Raw genomic sequence first — 23,796 nt, 5'->3', positions numbered from 1 at the left:
TTAGCGACGCGACATTCGTCCCATAAGGCACGGTGATGGCAATCGTATGGTTCGCCTCGTTCACCGTACCCGTAGCAGACGGTGTCGTGAAGCTGAACGCCGTGATTGCCTTCGCCGGGTTGGCGGCCACATTCACCGTTACGGTGTAATTCTGCGTGGAGCCATCCGCTGCGGTCACCGTGTACGTCACCGGGTTGGTGAAGTCCTGCGCAGCGCCGCTGGTCGGCGAGATACTCGCGCCCGTGTGCGCAATTGTCGGCGTTAGCGACGTAACATCCGTTCCATACGGCACGGTTACAGCAATCGTATGATTCGCCTCGTTTACCGTACCCGTAGCAGCCGGTGTCGTGAAGCTGAACGCTGTGATTGCCTTCGCCGGGTTCGCCGCCACATTGACCGTTACGGCGTAATTCTGCGTGGAGCCATCCGCTGCGGTCACCGTATACGTCACCGGATTGGTAAAGTTCCGTGCCGTACCGCTGCCCGGTAAGATGCTCGCACCTGTGTGCGTAATCGTCGGCGTTAGCGACGCGACATTCGTCCCATAAGGCACGGTGATGGCAATCGTATGGTTCGCCTCGTTCACCGTACCCGTAGCAGACGGTGTCGTGAAGCTGAACGCTGTGATCGCCTTCGCCGGGTTGGCGGCCACATTCACCGTTACGGTGTAGTTCTGCGTGGAGCCATCCGCTGCGGTCACCCTATAGGTCACCGGATTGGTAAAGTTCTGCGCCGAACCGCTAGTCGGCGAGATGCTCGCGCCCGTATGCACAATCGTCGGAGTCAAGGCCGTCACATTCGTTCCATATGGCACATTAACGCTTATCGTATGATTCGCTTCGTTCACCGTTCCCGTCACAGTTGGTGCAGCAAAGCTGAACGCCGTGATCGCTTTCGCCGGGTTGGCGGCTACATTCACGGTCACCACATAATTCTGCGTGGAGCCATCCGCTGCGGTCACCCTATAGGTCACCGGATTGGTAAAGTTCTGTGCCGTACCGCTGGTCGGCGAGATGCTCGCGCCCGTATGCACAATCGTCGGAGTCAAGGCCGTCACGTTCGTTCCATATGGCACATTAACGCTTATCGTATGATTCGCTTCGTTCACTGTTCCCATCACTGCCAGGCTTGCGAAGCTGAACGCGGTGATCGCCTTCGCCGGGTTGGCGGCTACATTCACGGTCACGACATAATTCTGCGTGGAGCCATCCGCTGCCCTCACCGTATACATCACCGGATTGGTAAAGTTTCGTACCGTGCCGCTGGTCGGCGAGATGCTCGCGCCCGTATGCGCAATCGTCGGAGTCAAGGCCGTCACATTCGTTCCATATGGCACATTAACGCTTATCGTATGATTCGCTTCGTTCACCGTTCCCGTCACAGCTGGTGCAGCAAAGCTGAACGCGGTGATTGCCTTCGCCGGGTTGGCGGCTACATTCACCGTTACGGTGTAATTCTGCGTGGAGCCATCCGCTGCAGTCACCCTATAGGTCACCGGATTGGTAAAGTTCTGCGCCGTACCGCTATTCGGCGAGATGCTCGCGCCCGTATGCGCAATCGTCGGAGTTAGCGACGCGACATTCGTTCCATAAGGTACGGTGATGGCAATTGTATGATTCGCTTCGGTCACTGTTACCGTCACTGCCGGATTTGCGAAGCTGAACGCGGTGATCGCCTTCGCCGGGTTGGCGGCGACGTTCACCGTTACGGTGTAATTCTGCGTGGAGCCATCCGCTGCCCTCACCGTATACATCACCGGATTGGTAAAGTTTCGTACCGTGCCGCTGGTCGGCGAGATGCTTGCACCTGAGTGTGTAATCGTCGGAGTTAGCGACGCGACATTCGTTCCATAAGGAACAGTGATGGCAATCGTATGATTCGCTTCGTTCACCGTACCGGAAACAGCTGGCGTCGTGAAGCTGAACGCCGTGATTGCCTTCGCCGGGTTGGCGGCCACATCCACCGTTACGGTGTAATTCTGCGTGGAGCGATTCTCTGCGGTCACCTTATACGTCACCGGATTGGTGAAGTTCTGGGCCACTCCGTTATTCGGCAAGATGCTTGCGCCCGTATGCGCAATCGTCGGAGTTAGCGACCTGACATCCGTTCCATATGGAACGGTGATGGCAATCGTATGATTCCCCTCGTCCACCGTTCCCGTCGCTGCCGGGCTTGCGAAGCCGAACGCGGTGATCTCCTTCGCCGGGTTCGCGGCCACAGTGATCCCTACTGCGTAAAAAACACTGCCATCAAGCCTATAGTGGACATTCCCTACGATCGAGAAGTCCTGCGCCACGCCGCTTTTCGGATGGATATCCCATCCTGTGTGCGTAATCGTCGGTGTCAGCGACGTGATATCCGTTCCATATGGCACTTCAACCCTGATAATGTGACGCTCCTCGTCCACCGTTCCCGTCACTCCCAGGCTTTCGAAGGCGAAAGAAGTGATTCCGGAGGCCACAGTGACCGTTACGGTGTAATCCTGCGTGGAGCCATCCTCTGCCGTCACCGTATAGATCACCGGATTGGTAAAGTTCCGCGTCGCGCCGTTATTCGGTGATATACTCGCACCTGTGTGCGTAATTGTCGGCGTCAAAGCCGTCACATTCGTGCCATAAGGAACCGTTACGCTGATCGTATGATTCCCCTCGTTCACCCTTCCCGTCACTGCCGGTGTCGCGAAGCCGAACGCCGTGATTGCCTTCGCAGGGTTCACGACCACTGTGACCGTTACGGTGTAATCTTGCGTGGAGCCATCCGCTGCCGTCACCGTATAGGTAACCGGATTGGTAAAGTTCCGCGCCGCGCCGCTGTTCGGCGAGACGCTCGCGCCTGTATGCGTAATCGTCGGCGTTAGGGCAGTTACATCCGTTCCATAGGGCACATTAACGCTGATCGTATGATTCTCCTCGTTCACCGTTCCCGTCACTGCCGGTGTCGCGAAGCCGAATGCGGTGATCTCCTTCGCCGGACTGGCCGCACTTACTGCCAAACCGAGCTTTTGTGGCTTTAATATTCCATTACCCCAATGCCACAGCTTCCCGTCTTGATCCAGGGCAAACGATCTGTCAGATCCCCCCTCCACGAATTTAAAACCGATTAATCGCACATTGCCCCCCTCTTGAAAAGAGACACTATATGTCTTAGCTTCTACAGCATTCACGGTTGTACCGTCGCCCAGCTGCCCCAATTCGTTTGCTCCCCACACCCACAGCTTCCCATCTACATCTATGCCTAACGTGTGAGTATATCCAGCGGATATTTGAGCAAATTTAATCGGAACGCCGTTACCGTTCTTAATCGTCATCGGGGTTGGAGTGCGCCAGGTGCCTGTAGGAAGCCCATGTCCAAGTTGTCCATTCGAATTGTTTCCCCATCCCCATACATCCCCGAATTCATCAAGAGCCAATGCAAAAGAAGACGCTCCACTGGAACCAAGCGAAACCGATTGGAACCCATGGCTTCCTAGAAAAAGGTATCTTTCGGGAACAACCTCACCCTCAGCGATTAACCATAATCGATCATTTGTATCTATTGCGAAAACCGCTTGCGTATGTCCATAAAGAGATTTTAATCTAATCGTATTCCCTTCCTCTTGCACCGGCACCTGGATCGGTACTTGGGAATTCGAGTTTAAATTATAGCCCCATCGCCACAAGAAACCTTGACTGTCCAAAGCAAATGAAGCCTCCCGTGCCGCTGCGATGTCCGTAAACGTTTTGCCCGGGATGTTAACTTTCTCCCATGTAAGAGAATCGCCTAACGCTCCATTGCCCAATTGTCCGAGATTATCGCGCCCCGTCGTCCAGACATTACCATTACTATCCAACGCCATAGAATGATTCGCTGTCGGTTTTGCTTTTGTAAATCTAACCGGGGTACCGCCATTCATCACCAGAACTCTTTTGGGGAGTAAGGAGGATACCGTTGTTCCGTCACCATATTGCCCATATTGGTTGCCATTCTCTCCCCATGCCCAGATCTGACCGTCCTGATCCAACGCAAATGTAGTCGAATCTTCAGAAGTAATTGAAACAAATACAGGATCATTTGATGCAGCATCGGCATTCGCCGGAATAAATAATGGACTTGCGATAAGGATAAGCGCTAGTAGACAAATCATTATTTTTTTTGCGATTATAGTCGATTTTCTCATTATGTTCTCCTTTTCTTAATAGCTTGAGGAATAATTTTCCCAGTATTTTAATAAAAACTAGCATATCAGACGGCTATAAAAGAACTATAAAAGAACTATGAAAGAACTATGAAAGGACTACAGTTCACTTGTTATAGTGAAAGAACCTTCCATATAGTATGATCAATATAGATGCTTCCCGTCATAAGGAGAACTTGATCGTAATGAGTGTAACGCTACCCAATGTGGCCATGCTGGTTTCCATTTTTTTAATGATCGCGTTTTTATGTTACGCCTTTCTGTATAGCCAGGAACGGGGAATCCGATATTTTGCCTGGGTTATGGTCTGTCGCGTGATTTATGCCGGAAGCGTGATCATGGAAATCAACAGCGAAAGTTTGTCATCCAAAATACTGTTTCGAAATATGGAACAAACCAGCTTGTTGTTTGTGGTGCCTATGATGATTTTTTTCGTGCTGGCCCTGTTCGGGAAAGACGAATATTTACGTCCGTTGCGTATGATGCAGATTCTATCGATTTTTGTGTTATGGTCAGTGCTTATATGGACGAACCCCTATCACCATCTGCTTTTTTGGAATATAGAGCTGGGCCAAGGGCATTTGGAAGTAAGCAAAACCGTTTATTCTCTTGCGTTTAATATCATCTGTTATCTGATTCTTGCTGCTTGCGTCTTTTATTTGTTCGTCTATCTGCGGCGCGTACGTCCCGAGCTTCGCAAGCCCGGAATCTGGTTGGTTCTGTGCGGCTGCATCCCCGCAGCGACGGAAATTGCCAAGTCCGCTTATTCCGGCTTCGCGCCGTGGCTGCTTCCTATCTCGGTTTATTGCGGATTTGTGGGAATGACCATGCTGTGGATCGTGATCCGTCACCGGATGTTCTCGGTCGTTCCGCTCGCAAGACAAGTCGTGGTGGAGACAATGAAAGAAGGGATACTCATTGTCAATCACAAGGGAAGCGTCGTCGATAGCAATTCGTATGTCGAGCCCTTATTGACGGGTTCGGGAGAAAGTTCGATTGCGGGGAAGCCTATCGACAAATTGTTGGCCGATTGGCCGAATTGGCTGCAAGCCTGCAAGCGAATGGAGACGAGCGATATAGAGATTGACGCCCAGGTGAACGGAGAAGCACGGGTCTATTCGGTCAAGGTGTATCCGCTCGCCTCCCGGGGTGGGGCTGAGCAAGGAACCGTATCCGTATTGTTCGATATAACGGAAAAGCAAAGACAGATGGAGCAGATCGTTAAACTTAATCAGCTAAAGGATCATTTGTTCGCAATCGTTTCCCATGATATCCGGAATCCGTTGGCGGTTCAGGCTAGTTTGATCGAAGTACTGGAAGTAGATAAAACGATGTTTAACCGCAATCATCAGGAAGTGATCGATGCGTTAAGCGGGCAAATTCAAAATACGTTCGCGATGATCGAAAATTTGCTGGAATGGTTTCGCAGCCAGAAGGAAGGCATGCTGCTGCAACCCGAACGATTGCGACTGACGGATAGGGTCGAGGAAGCGTGCCGCACGCTGCGAATCAAAAGCGAAGCCAAACAAATCGCTATACATACCGAGATCGACGGCGACATTGCGGTCTATGCGGATAGAGAAGCAGTCAATTTGATCGTTCGTAACCTGCTGACGAATGCAATTAAATTTTCCGAGCGGGGCGGGACCGTTAGGGTTAGCGCCGAAAATAATGCCGGACAGGTAATCGTATCGGTTAGCGACAATGGTGTGGGTATGGAGGATGATCGGGTTCGGGAGTTGTTCGATCCGCTGAGACTCGTGTCTACGACGGGGACTGCCGGGGAGAGAGGAACCGGCCTGGGATTGCAAGTCTGCCAACAATTCGTGCGGATGAGCGGAGGACACATTTGGGTGGAGAGCATGCCGCGCCGGAAAACCGTTTTTTACTTTTCGCTTCGCGCTGCAGACTCGGAAAGGGACAACGATGAAAGTATTGCTTATCGATGACGAACAGGCGATGTTGACGGCATTGAGCCAGCTATTGTCGCGAATAGAAGGTGTGGAAATCGTCGGGATGATACGCAGCAGTGAAGAGGCGGTTACGTTTGCCGCACAGCATGTCGTGGATCTTGCCTTTATCGATATCATGATCGCGGAAGACAGCGGATTGACATTAGCCCTTGAGTTACGGAAGATGAACACCGACTTGGATATTGTGTTCGTAACCTCCCATAAGGAGTATGCGCTGGATGCTTTTGACGTATATCCATTGGATTATATTGTGAAGCCAGTTTCCCTGAAGCGCTTAGAAGAAACCGTTGCGAGAGCGGCGAGAGGGCGGGCGGAAAAACTCGATTCCGGTAACGTGGACAGTTTGAAACGATTGTCGGTTGCAGGCTTGGGAGGATTGCAAATCAGCAGCAAGCAAGAAGACTCATTGAAGTGGACGTCCCGCAAAAGTCAGGAGCTGTTTGCGTATTTGTTGCTCTGTCGCGGCAATCGTGCGACCAAAGTCCGTATACTGGAAGATTTATTCCCTGATAGAGAAGGGAAGAATTCGGAGTTTTATCTCAATACTGCGCTATACCAGCTGCGTAGGACGCTGTCTACTTACGGGATAAAGGAAATACTTTCCTCCGATCGCGAACATTATCAGATGAGTCTAGAACAAATCAAGATCGATTTCATAGAATTCGAAGAGCGATTGTCCGGTTTTCACACCATTGATGAGAATAATGAAGAGGCCGCAATTGCCGTTGAGAAAATGTATACAGGCGATTTGTTCGATGACAAAGCGTACGGGTGGGCGCTTGTCGAGCGCGAGCGGCTCATTGATTTGTATGAGGCGTTTGCCAAACGTCTAGCCAAGTGGCTGCTCGAAAATAATCAGATTCGTCAGGCCGTTCAGATTTCTAAAAGGTTGGTGCGGCGCAACGAATTGGATGAGGAAGCGAATATGCTGCTTATGCACGGGTTTGCCGCTTTGAAGGACAGACTGGCCCTCCAATTGCACTACAAGCAGTATGAAGCGCTGCTAAAGCAAGAACTCAATATTCAGCCTTCAGCAGAGCTGGCCGAGTGGTACGGTCGATTGTAGTTAGTAACACAGGTAAGCGATCTGGATCGTTCAAATCTAAAGCGTCGGTGTAAAAAGCCGCTTGCGCTGAAAGTTTCAGTGCAAGCGGCTTCTTGAACCTCCGCTTAGGCTCTATCAGTCTTAATATAAAAGGTAAATGCGGCTGAAATATTACTTTCTTACGAGCAACACACAGCACTCCACATGCCCCGTATGAGGAAACATATCCACCGGCTGTACCTCCACCGTACGATACCCGCCATCCTCAAGCAGCTTCAAGTCCCGAGCCAGAGTCGCGGGATCGCAGGAGACGTAGACGATACGAGCCGGTCGAAGCTCCAGCATCGTGGAGATAAGCGCGGGATCGCAGCCTTTGCGAGGAGGGTCGACGACGATGACATCGGGGGCGATGCCTTCCGCTTGCCATCGGGGCATGACGACCTCGGCGGGGCCGACGGCGAATTCGGCGTTGCGGATGTCGTTCAACGCGGCGTTGCGCCGGGCATCCTCGATCGCTTCCGGAATGATCTCCACGCCATACACCCGCTTCGCATGCCGGGCAAGGAACAGCGAGATCGTCCCGATGCCGCAGTACGCATCGATAACGGTCTCCTCGCCGGTCAGGCCGGCATACTCCACCGCCTTGCGATAAAGCTGCACCGTCTGCTCAGGGTTAACCTGGAAGAACGAACGCGGCGAGATCGCAAACTGGATGCCTCCGATCTCGTCATAGATTACGTCCTCGCCCCACAGCGTGCGGGTTTCGTCGCCGAAGACGACGGAAGTCTCAGCCGTCTGGATGTTCTGGCAGATGCTCGCGATTCCGGGTACGCTTTCGCGTAACAAAGCGACCAGCTCCTCGCCGCGCGGAATATCGCGTCCGTTCGTGACCAGCACGACCATCCGCTGTCCCGTCGTTCGGGCATGGCGGACAACGACATGCCGCAGCAGGCCGCGCCCGGACTCCCGGCTGTAAGGCGGAATATCCAGCAGCCGCGCGGCCTCCTTCACGATGCGCACCGTCTTCTCATTCTCTTCCACCTGAATGAGGCAAGCTCCCATCTCGACGATCTCGTGGCTCCCCTTCTCATAGAAGCCGCCGACGAGATTTCCGCCCGCGCTGCCGATAGGCACCTGCGCCTTGTTCCGATACCGCCAGGGCTCGCTCATCCCTATCGTCGGATGAACGACCGCCTCAGGACGGCCGTCGAGCGTCCCATCGCCCGCGGCGACAGCTCCCTCGGCTCCGGCCACTGCTACTTTGCCGATTCTCCTCAGATTATTAACGACATGCTCCCGCTTCCATTTCAGCTGCTCGGCATACGCCAGATGCTGAAGCTGACACCCGCCGCAATCCTCATAGATCGGGCACGGCGGCGTTACGCGAATCTTCTCGCCCTCGCCCTTGTTCTCGCTCTCGCCAACCTCCAGCAGCTCCGTCATCCATGCTCGGCCGAACGATTTGCCGATGCTGCCGACCTCCGCGCGAACCCGTTCCCCGGGCAGCGCTCCACGAACAAAAAGGGTATAGCCCTCGACTCGGCCTACCCCTTCCCCGTCATGCGTCAATCCGATAATATCGCAAGCGACGCTCTGTCCAACCGCCACCGGAACTCCTGCAAGAGAGGATGGTGCTCCGCCACTTCTTCCCTCTCGCCCGCTTGCGAAACGGTCCTGCCTGCCGCGATTATTCGCTTGCCCGTTGACTGCTCTGCCGCCCTGCCGCTTGCGCCCGCCGGCTAGGCTATCGCGATTCCCAGCGCCAGGGCTCTCCCGTCTTCCTCCGTCTCTGCGCTTTCCTCCGCTCATAGCTGCAAGGCCCGCCCAGGTCCGTTTTTCGTGTACGTAGATTCCCCTCGTTCATCCACAATAACGTTCAGATGACCCGGCAGCAGATTAAACGTGCAAGGAAGCGTGCCGCCGAATTCGCCGTCCACGTTTAATTGCACGCGATGGTCCGATTGCACGACAACCCGATTTGTCTGAAAATGAATGAAGTGCGGATCGTTCAAGATCGACTCCCCGCGCAGCACCATTGTGGCAATTCGCAGAAACTCGGCCAGACTGCACTTCCGCAGAGCGAGCACGTCGAATACGCCATCGTTTGTGCTTGCGTTCGGCGCCAGCCGGTCGAAGCCGCCCACGGAGTTACTGTTGGCGATCAGGAACAGCATGAATTCCTCGTTGAATTCGCCGATCCCCTCCGCCGAGATATGCATTTGGGTCGGATTAAGACGCGTGATCTTCTCCAGACCCTTCATATAATAAGCAAGCTGTCCGACCATCGTCTTTAGCTTGCTGGGAACTTCATAGGTTAATTCCGTCAGCGAGCCCCCGCCGGCAATATTGATGAAGTAGCGGTCGTTCGCCTGCCCCACATCCACCGCCGTCGTATAGCGGCGGGTAATGAGATCGCACGCCGCCTCCCACTTCTTCGGAATGCCGTGCGCCCGCGCAAAATCGTTGGTCGTCCCGAGCGGCAGAATCCCGAGCGCAGGACGCTTCTCGCTCTGCGACAGCCCGTTCACGACCTCGTTCAAGGTGCCGTCCCCGCCTGCGGAGATGACCATATCGAAGCCTCTCTTCACGGCTTCCTCCGCTGCCCTGGTCGCATCCCCCTTGCCCTCCGTCGCATGGCAGGAGGTCTCTATTCCGCCCTGCTCCAAGCGCTGGAGGATGGCTCCCAGCTTACGTTTGACTTCCTCCCGGCCGGAAGTCGGATTATAGATTAACCGGGCGCGAATTGTGTCCAACCGGAAATCCCCTCTTCGTCTATAGCTGCCTCTTGAATCCAATGTCATTTAACCAATTGCCTGCCTGCCGACTCATCCAGTCCAGCACCCGGACATGAGGCATCAGCGTGCGTCCGTCGTAACGGCTCGGCAGTCCTCTCAGGAGAGAAGGAATAACCTCTTTCGTAAAATATCCTTCGCTGAGAAACAGCGGAACGACAACGATATCGTTCTGCGGCTTATCGCTTCGCAGCTCTTCCCATCTCCCGCCTACCTGATCCAATTGCAGCATCGCCCAGCGACAATCGCCGAATCCGCCTTGCTCAATCAGCTTCTCCGACAGGCGCGCCAATCCCCGCTCCCAAGCCTGCCGGAAGCCCTCTTCCTTGCTGCCGTGCCCGATAAGCAGTAGACTTTCCTTATCCGGTCGAACGGACAACGCCTGCAGCCTTTCCAGCAGCACATCCACCACTTCGGCATCGTCGTCCATCGGCTTCCCGTACAGGAGGGGAACGCTGCAAGCTACAGGGGTCAAATCCGTTTCGGTGCCAGGCTCCTCGTAAGCCCCCAGCGCCCAGCCGATCTCGGAAACGTGGGTGCTGCCGGAGGAAATGAACAACGGAATCGCCAATAGACGATCCGCGCCCGCCCGCTCCAGCTCGTCGATCGCATCCTGGATAAGACGGCCCTCAACCAATTCCAGAAAACCGGCCGCAACGAGAACCTCTTCTCCCCAAGCTTGACGGGCCGAGCTTACCGCCTCATCGACCAAGCTAACCCAGCCGGACTCCTTAGAGCCGTGGCTGATGATCAATATCCCCGGTTTCATAGCTTGGCGAGCCTCCCATCCAATTTCACCCAGCGTACCCTCTTTCTCGTTCATGCTATCGAATCGTTTGGACAAAGTCAACGGCAAAGCCCGCACAATTGCTGCCTCCATCAATTTTAACCGATTTGTGGAGCGCAAGCGAGGAGATCCGCCCCTGCTCGCAAGCAAAAACGGCCTCGGTCCGATGAATCTCTGGACCAAGGCCGTTTCGTTGCATATAAGACTGTATTTATTATTTAGAAGATTCGTTCTTGCGGTAAGGCTCGATCCGAACCGCGCCGCTCTCCGATACCGTTACGGTACCGGTTGCCGATTCGATGTCCCGGATCGCCCAATAGTTGGCCGGCACGTCGGGCCAGCCGGAGGACGAAACGCTGGCCGTCGGCCGTTCGAGCAATTGGTTCAATACCCGTACCGCTTCCGCGCGAGACAGCTGTCGGTCCGGTTGGAAGGTGCCGTTCGGATAACCCTTCAGGATACCCGCCTCCAGCGCCTTTCCGATCGCTCCCGCCGCCCAATGTCCTTGCACATCTGTAGGAAGCTCGCTCCGACCGGTCGCGCCGGACGGCAGCAGTCTGGCAATGATGCTCGCCAGCTCCGCACGAGTAATGGAGGCATCCGGGCGGAACAAGCCCTTGTCGTCGCCGAGCATCAGGCCGGAACGCCGCACGGAGGCGATCGCTTCCGCTGCCCAATGCGAAGCCTTGACGTCCTTGTAGCCCGTTGTCCCTCCGGCGGCCGTTTCCTTGTCCGCACCGTCCAAGCCGAGGCGATGCAGGATCGTTGCGATCTCCGAGCGCTTGATCGATTGCAACGGACGGAAGGTGCCGTCCGCATAACCGAGCAGGTAAGGCTCCAGCTTCGTCGGTGTCGCCGTCTCGTTCGAGCCCATCCGCAAGACGGTAAACGTGCTGAACTTATCGACTTCGATGGCTAGGCCGGCTATGCCGCCATCCTCGTCATAGCGGATTTCTCCTTGAGCAAGCTTCTTCTCTCCGTCGCTATGCTCAATGTAGACCGTCAGCTCCGATAACATCCGCTTAGCTGCGGCTTCGTCCGCCGGCAGCTTCAACCCGTCAAGCCGGAAGAGCAATCCCGTCTTGTAATTGGTGTAATTGGTTTCTATCCGGACCGGTCCGCCGATCGCGGATACCGGGCGACCGTCTGCCGCCTGCCGCACCGACTCGGCTTGCAGCGCGCGCGCGACGACTTCGTCCCGCTTGTTAGCCGCTACGATCGGAACAATCCGGAAGTAGACGTCTTTTCCTTGTTCGCCCAGCTGCTTCAACGAATCGGTCCGTAACTCGATGACGCCCTCGGGCAGCTCGATCCGCAGCGTCAACCCGCTCTCGGCAAGCAAGGTCAAGGCTCCCGGATTCAGGTCTACTTTACGCTCGTCGGCAGGCTCGCCTGGCAAGTCGGTCACCAGAATCCGAGCTACGCTGTTCTTGCTTTGCCGGGCTTTGTCCAATACGGCTTTCGCCTTGTCCGCATCCAGCTTTACGGTATCGATGACGCTGCCGTCCGGAGCGATCGTCCGAATGATCGGAATTTGAACGGTCCAGTCTCCGGATCCGCCGGTAACCGTCGATTGTCGCACGGTCTCCATCGGTGCGGAGCCCGCGCTTACGCGCGTCACGTCTATCGAATACGTCTGCGAAGCGATCTGATCGGCGGATTCTACCTGAATCTTGATCGTATTCAGACCCATCTTCAAGCCGTACGTGAAGCTGCCGCCTCCCTGCAGGGATTTGTCCATCACCGTGACGGTCGCTTGCGGGTCGTTAGCCGTGGCCTGAATGGACACGCTTCCGCCTTCTACCCTCAGCTTCGTGCCGTAGTTCAGCTTATAAGGGTTAAAGCTGCCGTCGAGCGCGGCGCTCGCTTCCAGGCTGTCCAGAAGCGGCGGCGCTTCCGGCGAGGCCTTCTGGCGCAGCACGTATAACGTATAAGTCCGCGTGCTGCCGTCCTGCGCGCTCATCTCGATCTTGACGGTTAAGCCGTCTCCGCCGAACGGAATCGTCGCCGGGCTTCCCGTTATGCTTTGGCCGTTGACGAGAACCGTCGCGTCCAGTTGCTGCGCAACAGGCTTAAGAACGAAGGCGGTCGTCGTTTGCGGGACCTTTACCTGATAAGAGAAGACATTCGGATCGAATTCGGGCGTCAGTACAGCGCCGCTCGTCTGGATACCCAGCTGTTGCAGCTCGGCATTGCCGCTCTTCTCCCGCAAGACCACGACCTCATAGCTGCGCGATTGCGAGCCGTCCGGCGAGGAGACGATGACCGGAATCCGGTTCTCGCCCGCCTCCAAAGCCACGATCTGGGAGGCTTGCCCGTTCTGCGCGTTTTGCCCGTCGACCGTGATCGCCGACCCGGCCATCAGTGCGCCAGGCGTCAATGTAACGCCCTCTGTCGAATAATCTACGTATACTTCGTACGAATCGTCCGTTCCGACGAACGGAGCGGCGGCAATCGCTTGACCGGATTGCGTTCTCAGCGTCAATTCGCTTAGCAGCGGCACGCTCGACCCGGCGCCGATCTGCACCGCGTACGTCTTCTCGGGCCCGTTGCCGGCCGGACGTACCCGGACTTGCGCCGTTTGGCCCGCAGCAGTTACGTCCACTTCGACATAACCGCTTGCCGGAAGCGTCTGCCCGTCGATCGTCACGGTCGACGAAGCCTCCATCGGTACTGCGTAGACGCGTACCTTGTTCGAATTCGCCTTAGCCTGATAAGAGACCGTGTCGAATATATACGGTTCGACGAGAGACGCGCCCCCGACCGTCAGCGCGGCGAGGTCGCCAGGGAACGTCGCCCCGGTGCTCGCGGTGTCCTTCACGACTTCGAAGCCGTAATCCGTCGTATTGCCGGCTCCATCCGAAGCTTTCATCGTAATCGATTGCCGGTCCTTGCCGTTGTCCCATACTAGCGGAGCGTAGTAGACGAAGCGGCCCTCGTCGTCCAGAGGAACGACGATTCCGTCGATCTCCAGCTTCGCTCCGATTTCCGTCTGCCCGACGATCCGCAGCTTGCCGGAGCCGTCCACCGCCCCGTTAAGCGGAATTGGCGCGTTCGCTTGATCGTCCCAACCGGACGCGATCAACAGCGGATTCGTGCGATCGACGAACAGCCCGATGGATTCGCTGCTGCGGTCGCCGCGGGCATTAACCGCTTCGATCCGCACTTTGTATTCCCGCTCTTCCAGCGCGCCGACGTTCAGCAGCGCGTTCAGATCGAAAGAATGAACGCCGTTCGCCGGCGCTTGAACGCTGCCGAACGTTTGTCCGTCGATCGTCAGAGCCAGCGTAACCGCCTGGTTCGTCGCAGCCTTCAGCTTGGCGCTGCCGGCGGACGTGATCAGCAGCGTCCGATCGCTTCCGTCGTAAGCCGCAACGTTGCGCGTAGAGACCAGGCTGGATCCCGCATCAAGCGACACCGACAGCGTGGCCGGCTGCGGAGCCGGGAGCGTCAAGTCGACGCTTCCTGACAGCGGGCTGAGCGCAAACCGTCCGTCCTGCCGGCCGATAGCCGAGACGGCCACCGTATAATCCGCGTTCGCCGTCAGTCCCGAGACGACCGCTTCCTGGATCGCTCCCGCCTGCGGCTCGACATCCATGACTGGCGTGATCGGTTCGCTTCCCGCTCCTGAGCCAATCCAAATCCGGTACCGTTCCACTTGACCGGATACGGAAGCGAATCGCAGCGTCGCCTCGCCGTTGCCTGCGGACAGAACTTCCGGCGTGGCAGGCGCGGCCAGCGCGTAAGCACCGGCCACCTCGACCGCGTTAGCCGCGATCGTGTAGACGGGCGCTTCATCCGCGCTTGCCGCCTCGGCCGACAAATAGTAAGTGCCCGGAAGCGTCTCTTCGGGAATGTCGATGACAGTACTGCCCGAAGCCGCCAATCCTTCTACAAGCGGTTCTCCGATGTATGCGTCCCTGCTGCCGGTCAGCATAAGCGTTACCTCGGTGCCGACGGCGGCATTTTCCGTCGACCACGTTACCCGCACGCGATTGCTATCGCCTTCGACCGGAGCCGCCGAAACCTTCACGTCAGGCGTAGGAATCAGCTTCTGAATCTGCACGTCCGCCCGGGTGCCGTTCTGTACCCGCCATTTGCCCGCAGACGCGTTCAGCAGCGTGACATAGAGCATATCCCGTCCGTCGTCCGCAGGGTACGGCGTAACGATCCCCGCTCTATCCAGCGGATCTCCGCCGCTTGATGGGCTAGACGTACGGTCCGACGCTGGCTGAACATAAGCGTTGCCGTTCGGATCGGCAAAATTCAAAGCGTAAGCTTTGCCGGCGGGATCCAGAATGACCGTATGGGCATTGCCGCCGCTGACGGAGAGCAAGTAATCGCCCTTCTCCGCTACTTCGAAATACTTAGAATACTGTCCTTCGTCCAACAGCGGCTTGATCGACTTGAATTTTCGGCTCAGCTTATAGCCGATGACGCTGGCGAAGCCGGAGCCGCTAACCGCCTTCCACTGTCCCTTCAGCTCGACTCCGTCAAGCCAGACGGTCATCTTCCGACGCGCTTCGTCGTATGAAACGTTCATGCCGCTTTTGTTCGGATTCGGCTGCAGCTCGTACAGTTCTCCGTCGGGACGGTACAGCTTCGTATTCTCGTCCGCCTCGTAGATCTCCACGACGGCTTGTCCGCTGCTCGAACTGCTCATCTCGAACACCGTAGGATAACTTCCGCTCTGCACCCACGTCTTCAATTCCTCAATCGTGGTCTGAGCCGGCACCCGGTCGATCCGGACAGCCGGATTCTCGTCCGCGCCGATCAGCCAAGTTCCCGCTTCGACCGCGTTCAGCAGAACATGCGTATTGCCTTCGCCGTCGCGGAAGGCATTCCGGCCCGGAGCGTTGTCGGCCGACTCCAAATAGTAAGGCCGTCCATCCGGCTTGTACACGACGACTTCGCCTGGCACCGCGTCGATTTGCATCGCGTAGGAGCCCCGTTCCTCCACAAGCAGGGAGGTAACCGGCCGGTCCGGAGTCTGCGTCCATGCTTCCGCCACCTGCTCCAGCTTCAGCAACCGATTCGCGAATAGCAACTCGTGCATGCGAATTCGACTATCTGTGCCTGCTGTCAGCTTCGCGATTCCTTCGGACAGGGAAGCTCGTATGAACGTCAGATCCGATTCGGAGTTGTACACCGCTTCGGTCTTTACCGCGCTTTCCGCATTCGGATGGGCTGCGGGGGATTGCTTCAGCGAAGCCGCCCGTTGATCTCCCGTCAGGACGATCCAAGCTTCATAGGCGTGTTTGACCCGGAATACAGATACCGACTGCCCGCCCGCCGCAGTCGCCTGCGTCGTCATCGGCGTCTTCCGCTCGACCGTAGTCAGCTTTCCCTCCACCATGCGGGCGACGGCTTCCGTGTCCGCCTCTTCGTCCGGTTGGAAGACCAAGCTGACTGGCGTCAGGTCGTACACCTTCTTAAGCGCTCCTGTCGATGCCGCTACCCGATTAAAGCGTTCGAAATCGAAGCTCTTCGTCCAATCGTCCGCTGCCGCGATATTGAACTCGGAGTAAGACGGCGCCTCGTAGAGCAATTCCTCCAGAATATCTCCCAGTGGTTCGACCTTCTCGAAGAAATCGTTCACGTTGTTGATGAAATCCAAGCCTTTCTCCCACCACGATTTCTTCGGAGGCTCGGCCTCCACCTCGAACAAAATCGTATTGTTGCTGAACGTATACGACACTCTGGCGGCGATTCCGTTATGCTTGAGCATGCCAATGATCTGCTTTTCGTTCACGCTCAGCACTGCGTTGCGAATCGTTGCCCCGCCGATGCGCGGGATGCCTTTAGGCACGTAGACGGTCGCTTTCAGCGCTCCGTTGTAGCCTTTTTTGTTGAAAGAATACGCCGCGATCGTTCCTTTGATCACATCGTAAGCGTTGATTTCGCCCGATGCGAGGAAGCCCGGCTGGGAGAAGCCCTTGATGCCGGCATTCGAAGGATTGACGACGGCTTGCAGGCTCATTTTGTTAACTGGCAGCCAGTAATAATATTCAATGCCCGTTGCATCAAGCCCGTAAGGCGTCAGATTCACGTCGATCTCGTCCGTGCCGAGCAGGTTGAACTTGTAGCTCGCCGACGGATGCTTCAACTGCGGAACGAGGATATCCGTTACAGAACCGAACACGGGAAGCCGTTGGGGAACTTGCGTTTTCTCGGCGAGCTTGTCCACCGTTCCGTATAAATAATCGATCTGCAGCCCCGTGGAGGCGAAGTTCGCCTTATTGAACATGCCGAAGCCGACCTCGTCCAGGCGTCCTTGCTTGAGCTTCATGCGCAGATCGAAGCTAAGGCTTGTGCCCGGCAGGCTGCCCTTGCCCTTCACGCTGACCCAAGGAATCCGGCTGTCGATGACGAAGGAAGTGTCGCTTACGTCGATCGGTCCGACTTTGAAGCTTTTGTTCAACGCGTAAGTGCCGGTCAGCTCGAAGCGCCCGTAGCGATACAGAACCTCGTCTACCGGAATGGCGTTGGTTACTCTCCCGCTGCCGACCGTGAATCCGAGATCAAGCGTGCCGGCTAGCTTCAGACCGCCCTTGGCGAACGTGATTTTGCTGGGCGTGAAAGGCATATCGATGCCCAAATAATCGACGGCACGACCGTCGTTCAAAGCGATGGAGAAATCGTTCGAAGTGAATTCAAAGCTTCCGTCATAGAGCGTGTACGGCACGGCCGCCTCTTGGCTTCCGCCGTTGACGAACAGGCGCCCCTCGCCTGTAATGACCATATGCCCCGGGTTGCTCTTGTCTACGACAAGCCTGCTGCCCTTGAACAGAACGGTATCGTTCAACGCGACGACCTCGGAGACGTCGTTCAGCGTGTATACGTTCGGTGCCTGCGGGGTTTCCGTGAACGGCCCCTGCAATCTCAAAGCGCTGAGCTCGTTGACGGAGGAAGTGCTCGGCACCTCCACCAAGGCGAAATCGCGCGGCTTGTAGAAGTCCAGATTGGTCACCATCAGACTTTGCGCGAACGAATAATCCTTGTAGAATCCGTGCTCCAATACGACATCATATTGACCCTGCGGCAGATCGGCGTCCCACGTCAATTCCAACTGACGCTCGTTCAAGATGTTGTACTTCAACGGGTAACGATTACCGCCGCTTTGCAAATAATACTCGATCAGATTCACCGGCTTGCGCAGCAGGTTGGTCACGCCTTCCCCGACGGCGACCAGCCGCTTGCGGTCCTTGACGTTCAGCACCGAAGGGCCGACGCGGTCGTACCGGACGTCCGGTTCCTCCATATTCGGATCGTCTTTCAATTCGAACGGCTTGGTCTCGGTGTAGCTCGTGCCGATTGCATTGACGGCATATCCCCGAGCCTCGTACTTGCGCTGCCATTCGAGACCGGTCAGCATAACGGTGAACGAGCCGGTCGCTTGCGGATCCGCCGTATAAGGAACGGATATCCAGTCTTCGTTCCCCTCCTCCGTATACGGCCGGTATTCTACCCCGCGCGAGGTGACCGGTCTGCCGCCCAGAGACTGGACCTTTGTAATGATGCTGACCGTATCGTTGATATGCTGCGGATCGAAGTTAGGAATCGGATCTCCGACCATCTCGATGACGGGAGCCGACGGCGGCGTGTAGCCGAACGCCCAGGTTTCGTTCATCCGGCCCGCCGGCCAATTGGAGACGACTTGATCAAGAGGTTTGTTCATGACGTCGATTTTATCCCGATATCCGCCGAACACAATAAATTTAGAGCCGTCAAAGGCCATGTTCGCATCGCTAAGCGGGAACGGAGTAATATTGGGATTGGGCTGCGCGGAGTTCTCGTATCCGGTCACGTCGTTGTATACGACCCCCGTGGAATACTTCAGCGGATACTTCTCCCATCCGCCGTTATTCCATCCATACACGTAGCTGCCCCTCATGGCAGGGTAGGTGCTCGTGGGTAAAGTCAGGCTAGTAACTAATTCGGCCGTATACATATGAACATAATCGCGCTTTCCTCCGAAAAATACGACGCGCCGTCCATCGTAAGCCATCGCTTCTCCCCAACGCTCGTAAGCTTCCGGTCCTGCCTTCGAGATCCATTTCCGATCGGCGCCGTTCCAGAGCCACAGCGCGTCGGAGCCGACGTAGTGAGTAAACGTCTTCGTTGATTGGTTGGAGTCCGCCGTGTAATTCCTCGTCACGGAGCCCGTGATCCCGCCATACAGAACGGCCGTCTGGCCGTCGAAGCTCATCTGGCCGTAATAGGCGGCAAGCGGAGAGTCGCCCGGATCGGCCGGGGTCGCATTCTCCCATGACGCTCCGTTCCACAGCCACGTTTCGCCATTCGGAATTTTCGTCGAACCGCTCAGCGTGTACCCGCCGAACAGCACCAGGCGTTCGCCGTCATAGGCCATCTGCGCCCCGGCCCGCGGCGAAGGCGATTGCGCCAAGCCGGTCAGCTGCGTCCAAGCGCCGTTCTTCCACAGCCACGTATCGCCGAGCACGCCGGATTGTCCCTGGCCGCCGAACAAGATTAGGCCGCCGCTAACCGGGTCGTAGGCCATCGCCGCGTGCGCGCGCTTGGCAGGCTTCGTCGACAAGTTCATTGCTTCCTGCCAGGTATTGACGTCGCCTCCGGTCCAAATCCACGTATCGTCCAGCAGGCCGCCGTTTCCTTCGCCCCCGAACAATACGACGTTTTCTTCGTTTTCATCGTAGGTCATAGCCGCGGCTTGTCTGGCCGCCGGCTTGAACGTGCCCGCGGTCATCCGCTCCCAGGTATAGTCCGTCAAGTTATCGTTCGGACCGTAAGTAGTGGCCGTTACGCTAGGCCCATAGGTGCTATCGGTGACGCTTATCGATGAACCGTACGGTTCCTCCCCGTAATCCACTCCCTCCGCGTAAGCCTCATTTTTGCCTCCTTGCATTGCAGGAAGGACTTGCAGCAGCAGCGCTGCGATCAGCAGCTTGGCCAGGCCTGAATTCCAACGTTTGCTAGTCAATGATTCTCCTCCGTCCTATGGAATGACCCGTTCCTGTGTTCAAACTACTAAATTCGATAGTAATCGACATTATTCTACAATGTCGCACTAAACAAATAATAAACAAAACGAAAAAAGACCCCCTACCTCGGCACTAGCCTCGGAATGAGTCCTCGTCTATTTATATAATTCTAACATTATGTGCAAGAAAAACCGCCCGGCAGGATGCCGGGCGGCTTGACCTAAATCCTCTTCTTATTTAGTAGCCAAGAAAGCGTCCAATTGTTTTTGCTTCTCAGCAATAACATCGTCAAGGCCGTTCGCCTTCAGCTTCTTGAGCAGATCGTCTGCCTTCGCAGGATCGACAGAGCCTGTATCCAGACCTGGATCGAACTCCTTGCGGATGTTGCTCATTGTAGCGACTTGAGTCTTAACGGACTCGGCGTTGAACGTGAAGCCCAGTGCCTTGGAGTTGATCGCGCCTTCGTTGAACGCTTTGAACTGCTCCCATTTGTCCGGTGCTTCGTTGTTCCATACATAGTTCAGGAACTGGTTGCCCAGCATCCAAGCTGCGCCGATCGCGTAGTTAGGCGTTCCGGCAGTCGGAGTGATGATGTCTCCGCTGCGCGTGTAGTGATCTCCCTCGATACCGAAGTTCATGAGGTTGTTCAGCTCTTTGTCCGTGTGCAGCAGGTTGATGAACATCATTGCGCGCTCCGGATTCGGGGAAGTCGTCGTGATTCCCAGCATGGAGCCGGCAGTTTCGCCAGTGGAAGTCGTACGATCCGTCATCGGAATTTGCTTAAGCTTGCCTTGCAGACCGGCAGCGTTTGCAACCTCTGCGTCTTTGCCTGGCTTCAGAGGGAATACGCCCATGAACACATTGCCCGCTTTGAAAGCGTCTTGCGGCGACAATTGTGCAGTTGCCGCATCGCGGTTGATGTAGCCCTTCTTGAAGAAATCGCGAGTAATGTTCAGCGTTTCTTTGTAGATCGGGAAGTCGTAACGAGGCTTAACCGTTGTTTCGGAACCGGTTTTCATAATGACGCCCTCGATCGAACCGTCGCCCAGGTGGTCGTATTTTGCAAAGTAGTGAGCGTTGAAGTTTTCTCCGTCTTTCATGTACAGAGGAATCAGTTCAGGCTTTTTCTCTTTTACTACAGCCAGAATCGGCTCCAGATCGGCAATCGTTTTTACTGCGTCAAGCTGAGCCGTCAAGCCGAGCTCATCAGCAATGTCAGTGCGGTAGATTACGCCGCCTTGCTCTGCCAGCTCTTTGTTCGCCGGAACGCCATAGTTGAATTGGCCGATTTTGGCGCCTTCCAGATAAGCTGGGGGCAGAGTCTCAAGGATGCCTTTGCCGTACTGCTCAAGCAGGTTGCCCTTCGGACCTTTCGGATCGTTGATCGCAAGGAATGCTTGCTTCGCAACGTTGTTGGAGTGACCGTTCCATGCAGCCGTGAACAGAATGTCCATCTTTTCGCGGCCAGCGATAGCCAGGTTGATTTTATTGTCCCATTGTCCCCAATCGATCATGTTGATATCGATTTTGGCGTTGATTTTGTCTTTCAGGTAAGCGTTAACCGCTTCTTCTATCTTCTGTTCGTCCTTAGGCGCAGTACCCGGGAAAGTGATCGACAGCGTCACTTCCGGAAGATCTGCGGCAGCGCTTTGGGACGGCTCGGCAGATGCAGACGGCGAGCTTTCCGCAGAAGCGGAAGGGGATGCGGAAGCCGATGGAGACGGATCCGCTTTTTTGTTGTCATTGCCTCCGCAGCCCGCCAATACGACGGACAGCATCAAGACGACAGCTAACAAAGAGAAATACATCTTTCCAGTTTTGCTCTTTCTGAGCATGGGTATTGCCTCCCTTTTCTTTGACAAAATGTTTATGCTCAACCGGCCGGTAACCGGTAGAAGCCATGCTTGTGTCTTGCCATTTCGGAGAACGGCTGGCTTAGCCTTTGACCGCGCCGACCGTAAGACCTTGAATGAAGAAGCGTTGGAAGAACGGATACGCGAATATGATCGGTCCCACGCCGACGATCGCCATGGCCATTCTGGCCGTCTCGCTTGGCATCGAGAAGTTGGGATTGGCCTGCAGAATAGCGGAGTAGGCCGTTGAGTTCGCGCTCAAGTACTGGATATCCAGCAGCGCCTCGTACATTCGGAACTGAATGCTTATCGTTTCATTGTCGGTGATGAACAAGAGGCTGAGGAACCAATCGTTCCAATAACCCAGCGTACACAGAAGCCCGACGGAAGCGAGCACCGGCAACGAAAGCGGAAGCACCATGGAGAAGAAGGTTCTGAACTCGCCGGCGCCGTCGATCTTCGCCGACTCCAGCAGCTCCGTCGGAATCGAGTTCGAGAAGAAGGTGCGGATGACGAGTACGAAAAAGCCTTGTACGAACATCGGCATCATCAGAACGAACATCGTGTTCCGAAGATCGAGAATTTGCGAATACATAATGTAGAAGGGAACGAGACCGCCGCTGAACAAGATCGTAAAGAACATGAAGAACGAGAAGAAGTTGCGGTGCTTGAAGTCCCTTCTGGAGATCGGGTACGCATAGAGCGCCATAATCGTAAGCGCTACGACGGTGCCGATAATCGTAACGAACAGCGAGACGCCATAGGATTGAAAGACTTCCTTCCAGTCCTTTAGCAGGAAGTCGTAAGCCGCCAGACTGAACTTCTCGGGAAAGAGCTTGTAGCCGTTAATCAGAACCTGTCTTTCGTCCGAGAACGACACGCCGACGATCAGGAGCAGCGGCAGCACGCAAATCGCGGTATAGAACCAGAAGAAGATATTGATTATGACATTCGAGCCGGCGGATATTTGCGTCGGATCGAAGTTTTTCTTTTTTTTCAGCGTGATTGCAGACATGGATGGTTATCCTCCTTCGAATTTCGGATCAAGACGATCATGTATTCCGCCCGGGAAGCGCCTCTCTGTCGCCTAAGCGACTAGAACAAGGCATCTTCCTTGCTGATGCGGCGAACGATCAAGTTAGATCCGAACACTAGCAAGAATCCGACAACCGCCTGATAGAATCCGGCAGCGGAGGAAAGTCCGATATCGCCCGTCACGAGGAAGCCTTGGTACACGTAAGTATCGATAACCAGCGTTGTATCATATAGCGCGCCCGCATTCCGGGTAGCATTGAAGAACATCCCGAAGTCGGCGTTGAAGATCTTTCCGATCTGCAGCATCGTCAGGACGATAATAACCGGACGAATGAGCGGAATCGTAATGCTCCAGATCTGTCTCGACTTGCTTGCGCCGTCGATGGTAGCGGCTTCGTAGTACTCCTTGTCGATGCCGATGATAGCCGCCAGGTACAGCACCGCGTAATAGCCGATGCCCTTCCAGACGTTCAGGATAGGCAGGATGACCGGCCACCACTTCGGATCGGAATACCATTCGACCTCTTCTGCGCCGAACCAGCTCAGCACGTAATTGTTCATGATCCCGAGCTGCGGGTTCAAGAAGGCGTAGACGAGGTAGCTGACGATAACCCACGATAGGAAGAACGGCAGGAACATAACCGTCTGATGAAACTTGGCCAGACGCCGGCTTCTCATCATATTGAACAGGAGCGCGATGCCCACCCCGATGACGAGATTCAGGAAAATAAATACGGCATTGTACAAAATCGTGTTGCGCGTAATTCTCCAGGCATCGCTTGTGTTAAACAAGAACTCGAAGTTTTTCCAGCCGACCCATGCCCCGTTCATGAAATTCTCGAAGAAGCTGGGCGATTGATACGTAATGTTCTTGAAGGCGATCGCCGATCCCAGCATCGGGATGTAGTTGTTGATAATCAACACGATGATCGCAGGCGCCATCATAATATAGAAAACGCCGTATTTTTTCCAGTAACTCTGGTTCAACCGCTGCGTCTTGCGCGGCTTGTTCACCCCTGCGGTTTGAGCCGCTTGTTCCATCTCCATCACGATCCTTTATCTTGTCGGATACTGTTTGTATGGTCATTTTACAAGTTTTTCCCCGATTCTATCTATCTACTGGGATGACCTACATAGCACTATTGTGACTTGAGCGGGATCTGCCAAGTAAAAACGG

At 55.4% G+C, this 23,796-nt stretch carries 10 protein-coding genes and 1 pseudogene; 2 read left to right on the top strand and 9 right to left on the bottom strand.

The window, feature by feature from the left end:
* Both ACFO1S_RS17225 and ACFO1S_RS17220 read right to left on the bottom strand, forming a co-directional pair.
* Positions 1 to 3,109, bottom strand: a 3,109-nt coding sequence (locus ACFO1S_RS17225; protein ID WP_378127261.1) for a beta strand repeat-containing protein, incomplete at its 3' end; no start/stop codon positions are given.
* 84 nt (positions 3,110 to 3,193) lie between these two features.
* Positions 3,194 to 4,123 (bottom strand): annotated as a pseudogene (locus ACFO1S_RS17220) (RCC1 domain-containing protein); the annotation flags it as partial.
* 236 nt (positions 4,124 to 4,359) lie between these two features.
* Between ACFO1S_RS17220 and ACFO1S_RS17215 the strand changes: the two are divergent.
* Positions 4,360 to 6,123 carry a sensor histidine kinase gene (locus ACFO1S_RS17215; protein WP_204606223.1) on the top strand — a complete coding sequence of 588 codons (1,764 nt, stop codon included), beginning with the start codon at positions 4,360 to 4,362 and terminating at the stop codon, positions 6,121 to 6,123.
* Positions 6,101 to 7,213, top strand: coding sequence for a response regulator (locus ACFO1S_RS17210; protein ID WP_204606222.1), 1,113 nt, complete (start codon positions 6,101 to 6,103; stop codon positions 7,211 to 7,213). The genes ACFO1S_RS17215 and ACFO1S_RS17210 overlap by 23 nt, the downstream gene beginning before the upstream one ends.
* Positions 7,214 to 7,363: 150 nt before the next feature.
* Here the strand turns inward: ACFO1S_RS17210 and rlmD are convergent, their stop codons facing one another.
* The 7 genes from rlmD to ACFO1S_RS17175 form a co-directional block, all read right to left on the bottom strand.
* Positions 7,364 to 9,001, bottom strand: coding sequence for a 23S rRNA (uracil(1939)-C(5))-methyltransferase RlmD (rlmD, locus tag ACFO1S_RS17205; protein WP_204606221.1), 1,638 nt, complete (start codon positions 8,999 to 9,001; stop codon positions 7,364 to 7,366).
* Positions 8,998 to 9,945 (bottom strand): diacylglycerol kinase, encoded by a 948-nt coding sequence (locus ACFO1S_RS17200; protein WP_378127213.1) that lies wholly within the window; start codon positions 9,943 to 9,945, stop codon positions 8,998 to 9,000. The genes rlmD and ACFO1S_RS17200 overlap by 4 nt, the downstream gene beginning before the upstream one ends.
* Positions 9,946 to 9,964: 19 nt before the next feature.
* On the bottom strand, positions 9,965 to 10,753 hold the full coding sequence (locus tag ACFO1S_RS17195) for a sirohydrochlorin chelatase (protein WP_378127211.1): 789 nt from the start codon (positions 10,751 to 10,753) through the stop codon (positions 9,965 to 9,967).
* A gap of 232 nt (positions 10,754 to 10,985) precedes the next feature.
* Positions 10,986 to 19,730 carry a cadherin-like beta sandwich domain-containing protein gene (locus ACFO1S_RS17190; RefSeq protein WP_204606218.1) on the bottom strand — a complete coding sequence of 2,915 codons (8,745 nt, stop codon included), beginning with the start codon at positions 19,728 to 19,730 and terminating at the stop codon, positions 10,986 to 10,988.
* Positions 19,731 to 19,964: 234 nt separating this feature from the next.
* A complete protein-coding gene (locus tag ACFO1S_RS17185; RefSeq protein ID WP_204606217.1) occupies positions 19,965 to 21,566 on the bottom strand; it encodes an ABC transporter substrate-binding protein in 1,602 nt (533 codons plus the stop codon).
* Positions 21,567 to 21,666: 100 nt separating this feature from the next.
* A complete protein-coding gene (locus ACFO1S_RS17180; RefSeq protein WP_204606216.1) occupies positions 21,667 to 22,599 on the bottom strand; it encodes a carbohydrate ABC transporter permease in 933 nt (310 codons plus the stop codon).
* An 80-nt stretch (positions 22,600 to 22,679) separates the two neighbouring features.
* A complete protein-coding gene (locus ACFO1S_RS17175; RefSeq protein ID WP_378127260.1) occupies positions 22,680 to 23,666 on the bottom strand; it encodes an ABC transporter permease in 987 nt (328 codons plus the stop codon).
* Between the last annotated feature and the right edge of the window lie 130 nt (positions 23,667 to 23,796).

The sequence above is a fragment of the Cohnella boryungensis genome, from assembly GCF_042651945.1.
Classification (GTDB): domain Bacteria; phylum Bacillota; class Bacilli; order Paenibacillales; family Paenibacillaceae; genus Cohnella; species Cohnella boryungensis.
The sequence above is the reverse complement of the archived record's forward strand: the minus strand, read 5'-3'. Positions and strand labels throughout refer to the sequence as shown.

Bases quoted from the DNA above. Each gene is read 5' to 3' on its own strand.
- ACFO1S_RS17185 (WP_204606217.1), bottom strand. From the start codon at position 21,566: ATGCTCAGAAAGAGCAAAACTGGAAAGATGTATTTCTCTTTGTTAGCT.
- rlmD (WP_204606221.1), bottom strand. From the start codon at position 9,001: ATGAGCGGAGGAAAGCGCAGAGACGGAGGAAGACGGGAGAGCCCTGGC.
- ACFO1S_RS17215 (WP_204606223.1), top strand. From the start codon at position 4,360: ATGAGTGTAACGCTACCCAATGTGGCCATGCTGGTTTCCATTTTTTTA.
- ACFO1S_RS17195 (WP_378127211.1), bottom strand. From the start codon at position 10,753: ATGAAACCGGGGATATTGATCATCAGCCACGGCTCTAAGGAGTCCGGC.
- ACFO1S_RS17210 (WP_204606222.1), top strand. From the start codon at position 6,101: ATGAAAGTATTGCTTATCGATGACGAACAGGCGATGTTGACGGCATTG.
- ACFO1S_RS17180 (WP_204606216.1), bottom strand. From the start codon at position 22,599: ATGTCTGCAATCACGCTGAAAAAAAAGAAAAACTTCGATCCGACGCAA.
- ACFO1S_RS17175 (WP_378127260.1), bottom strand. From the start codon at position 23,666: ATGGAGATGGAACAAGCGGCTCAAACCGCAGGGGTGAACAAGCCGCGC.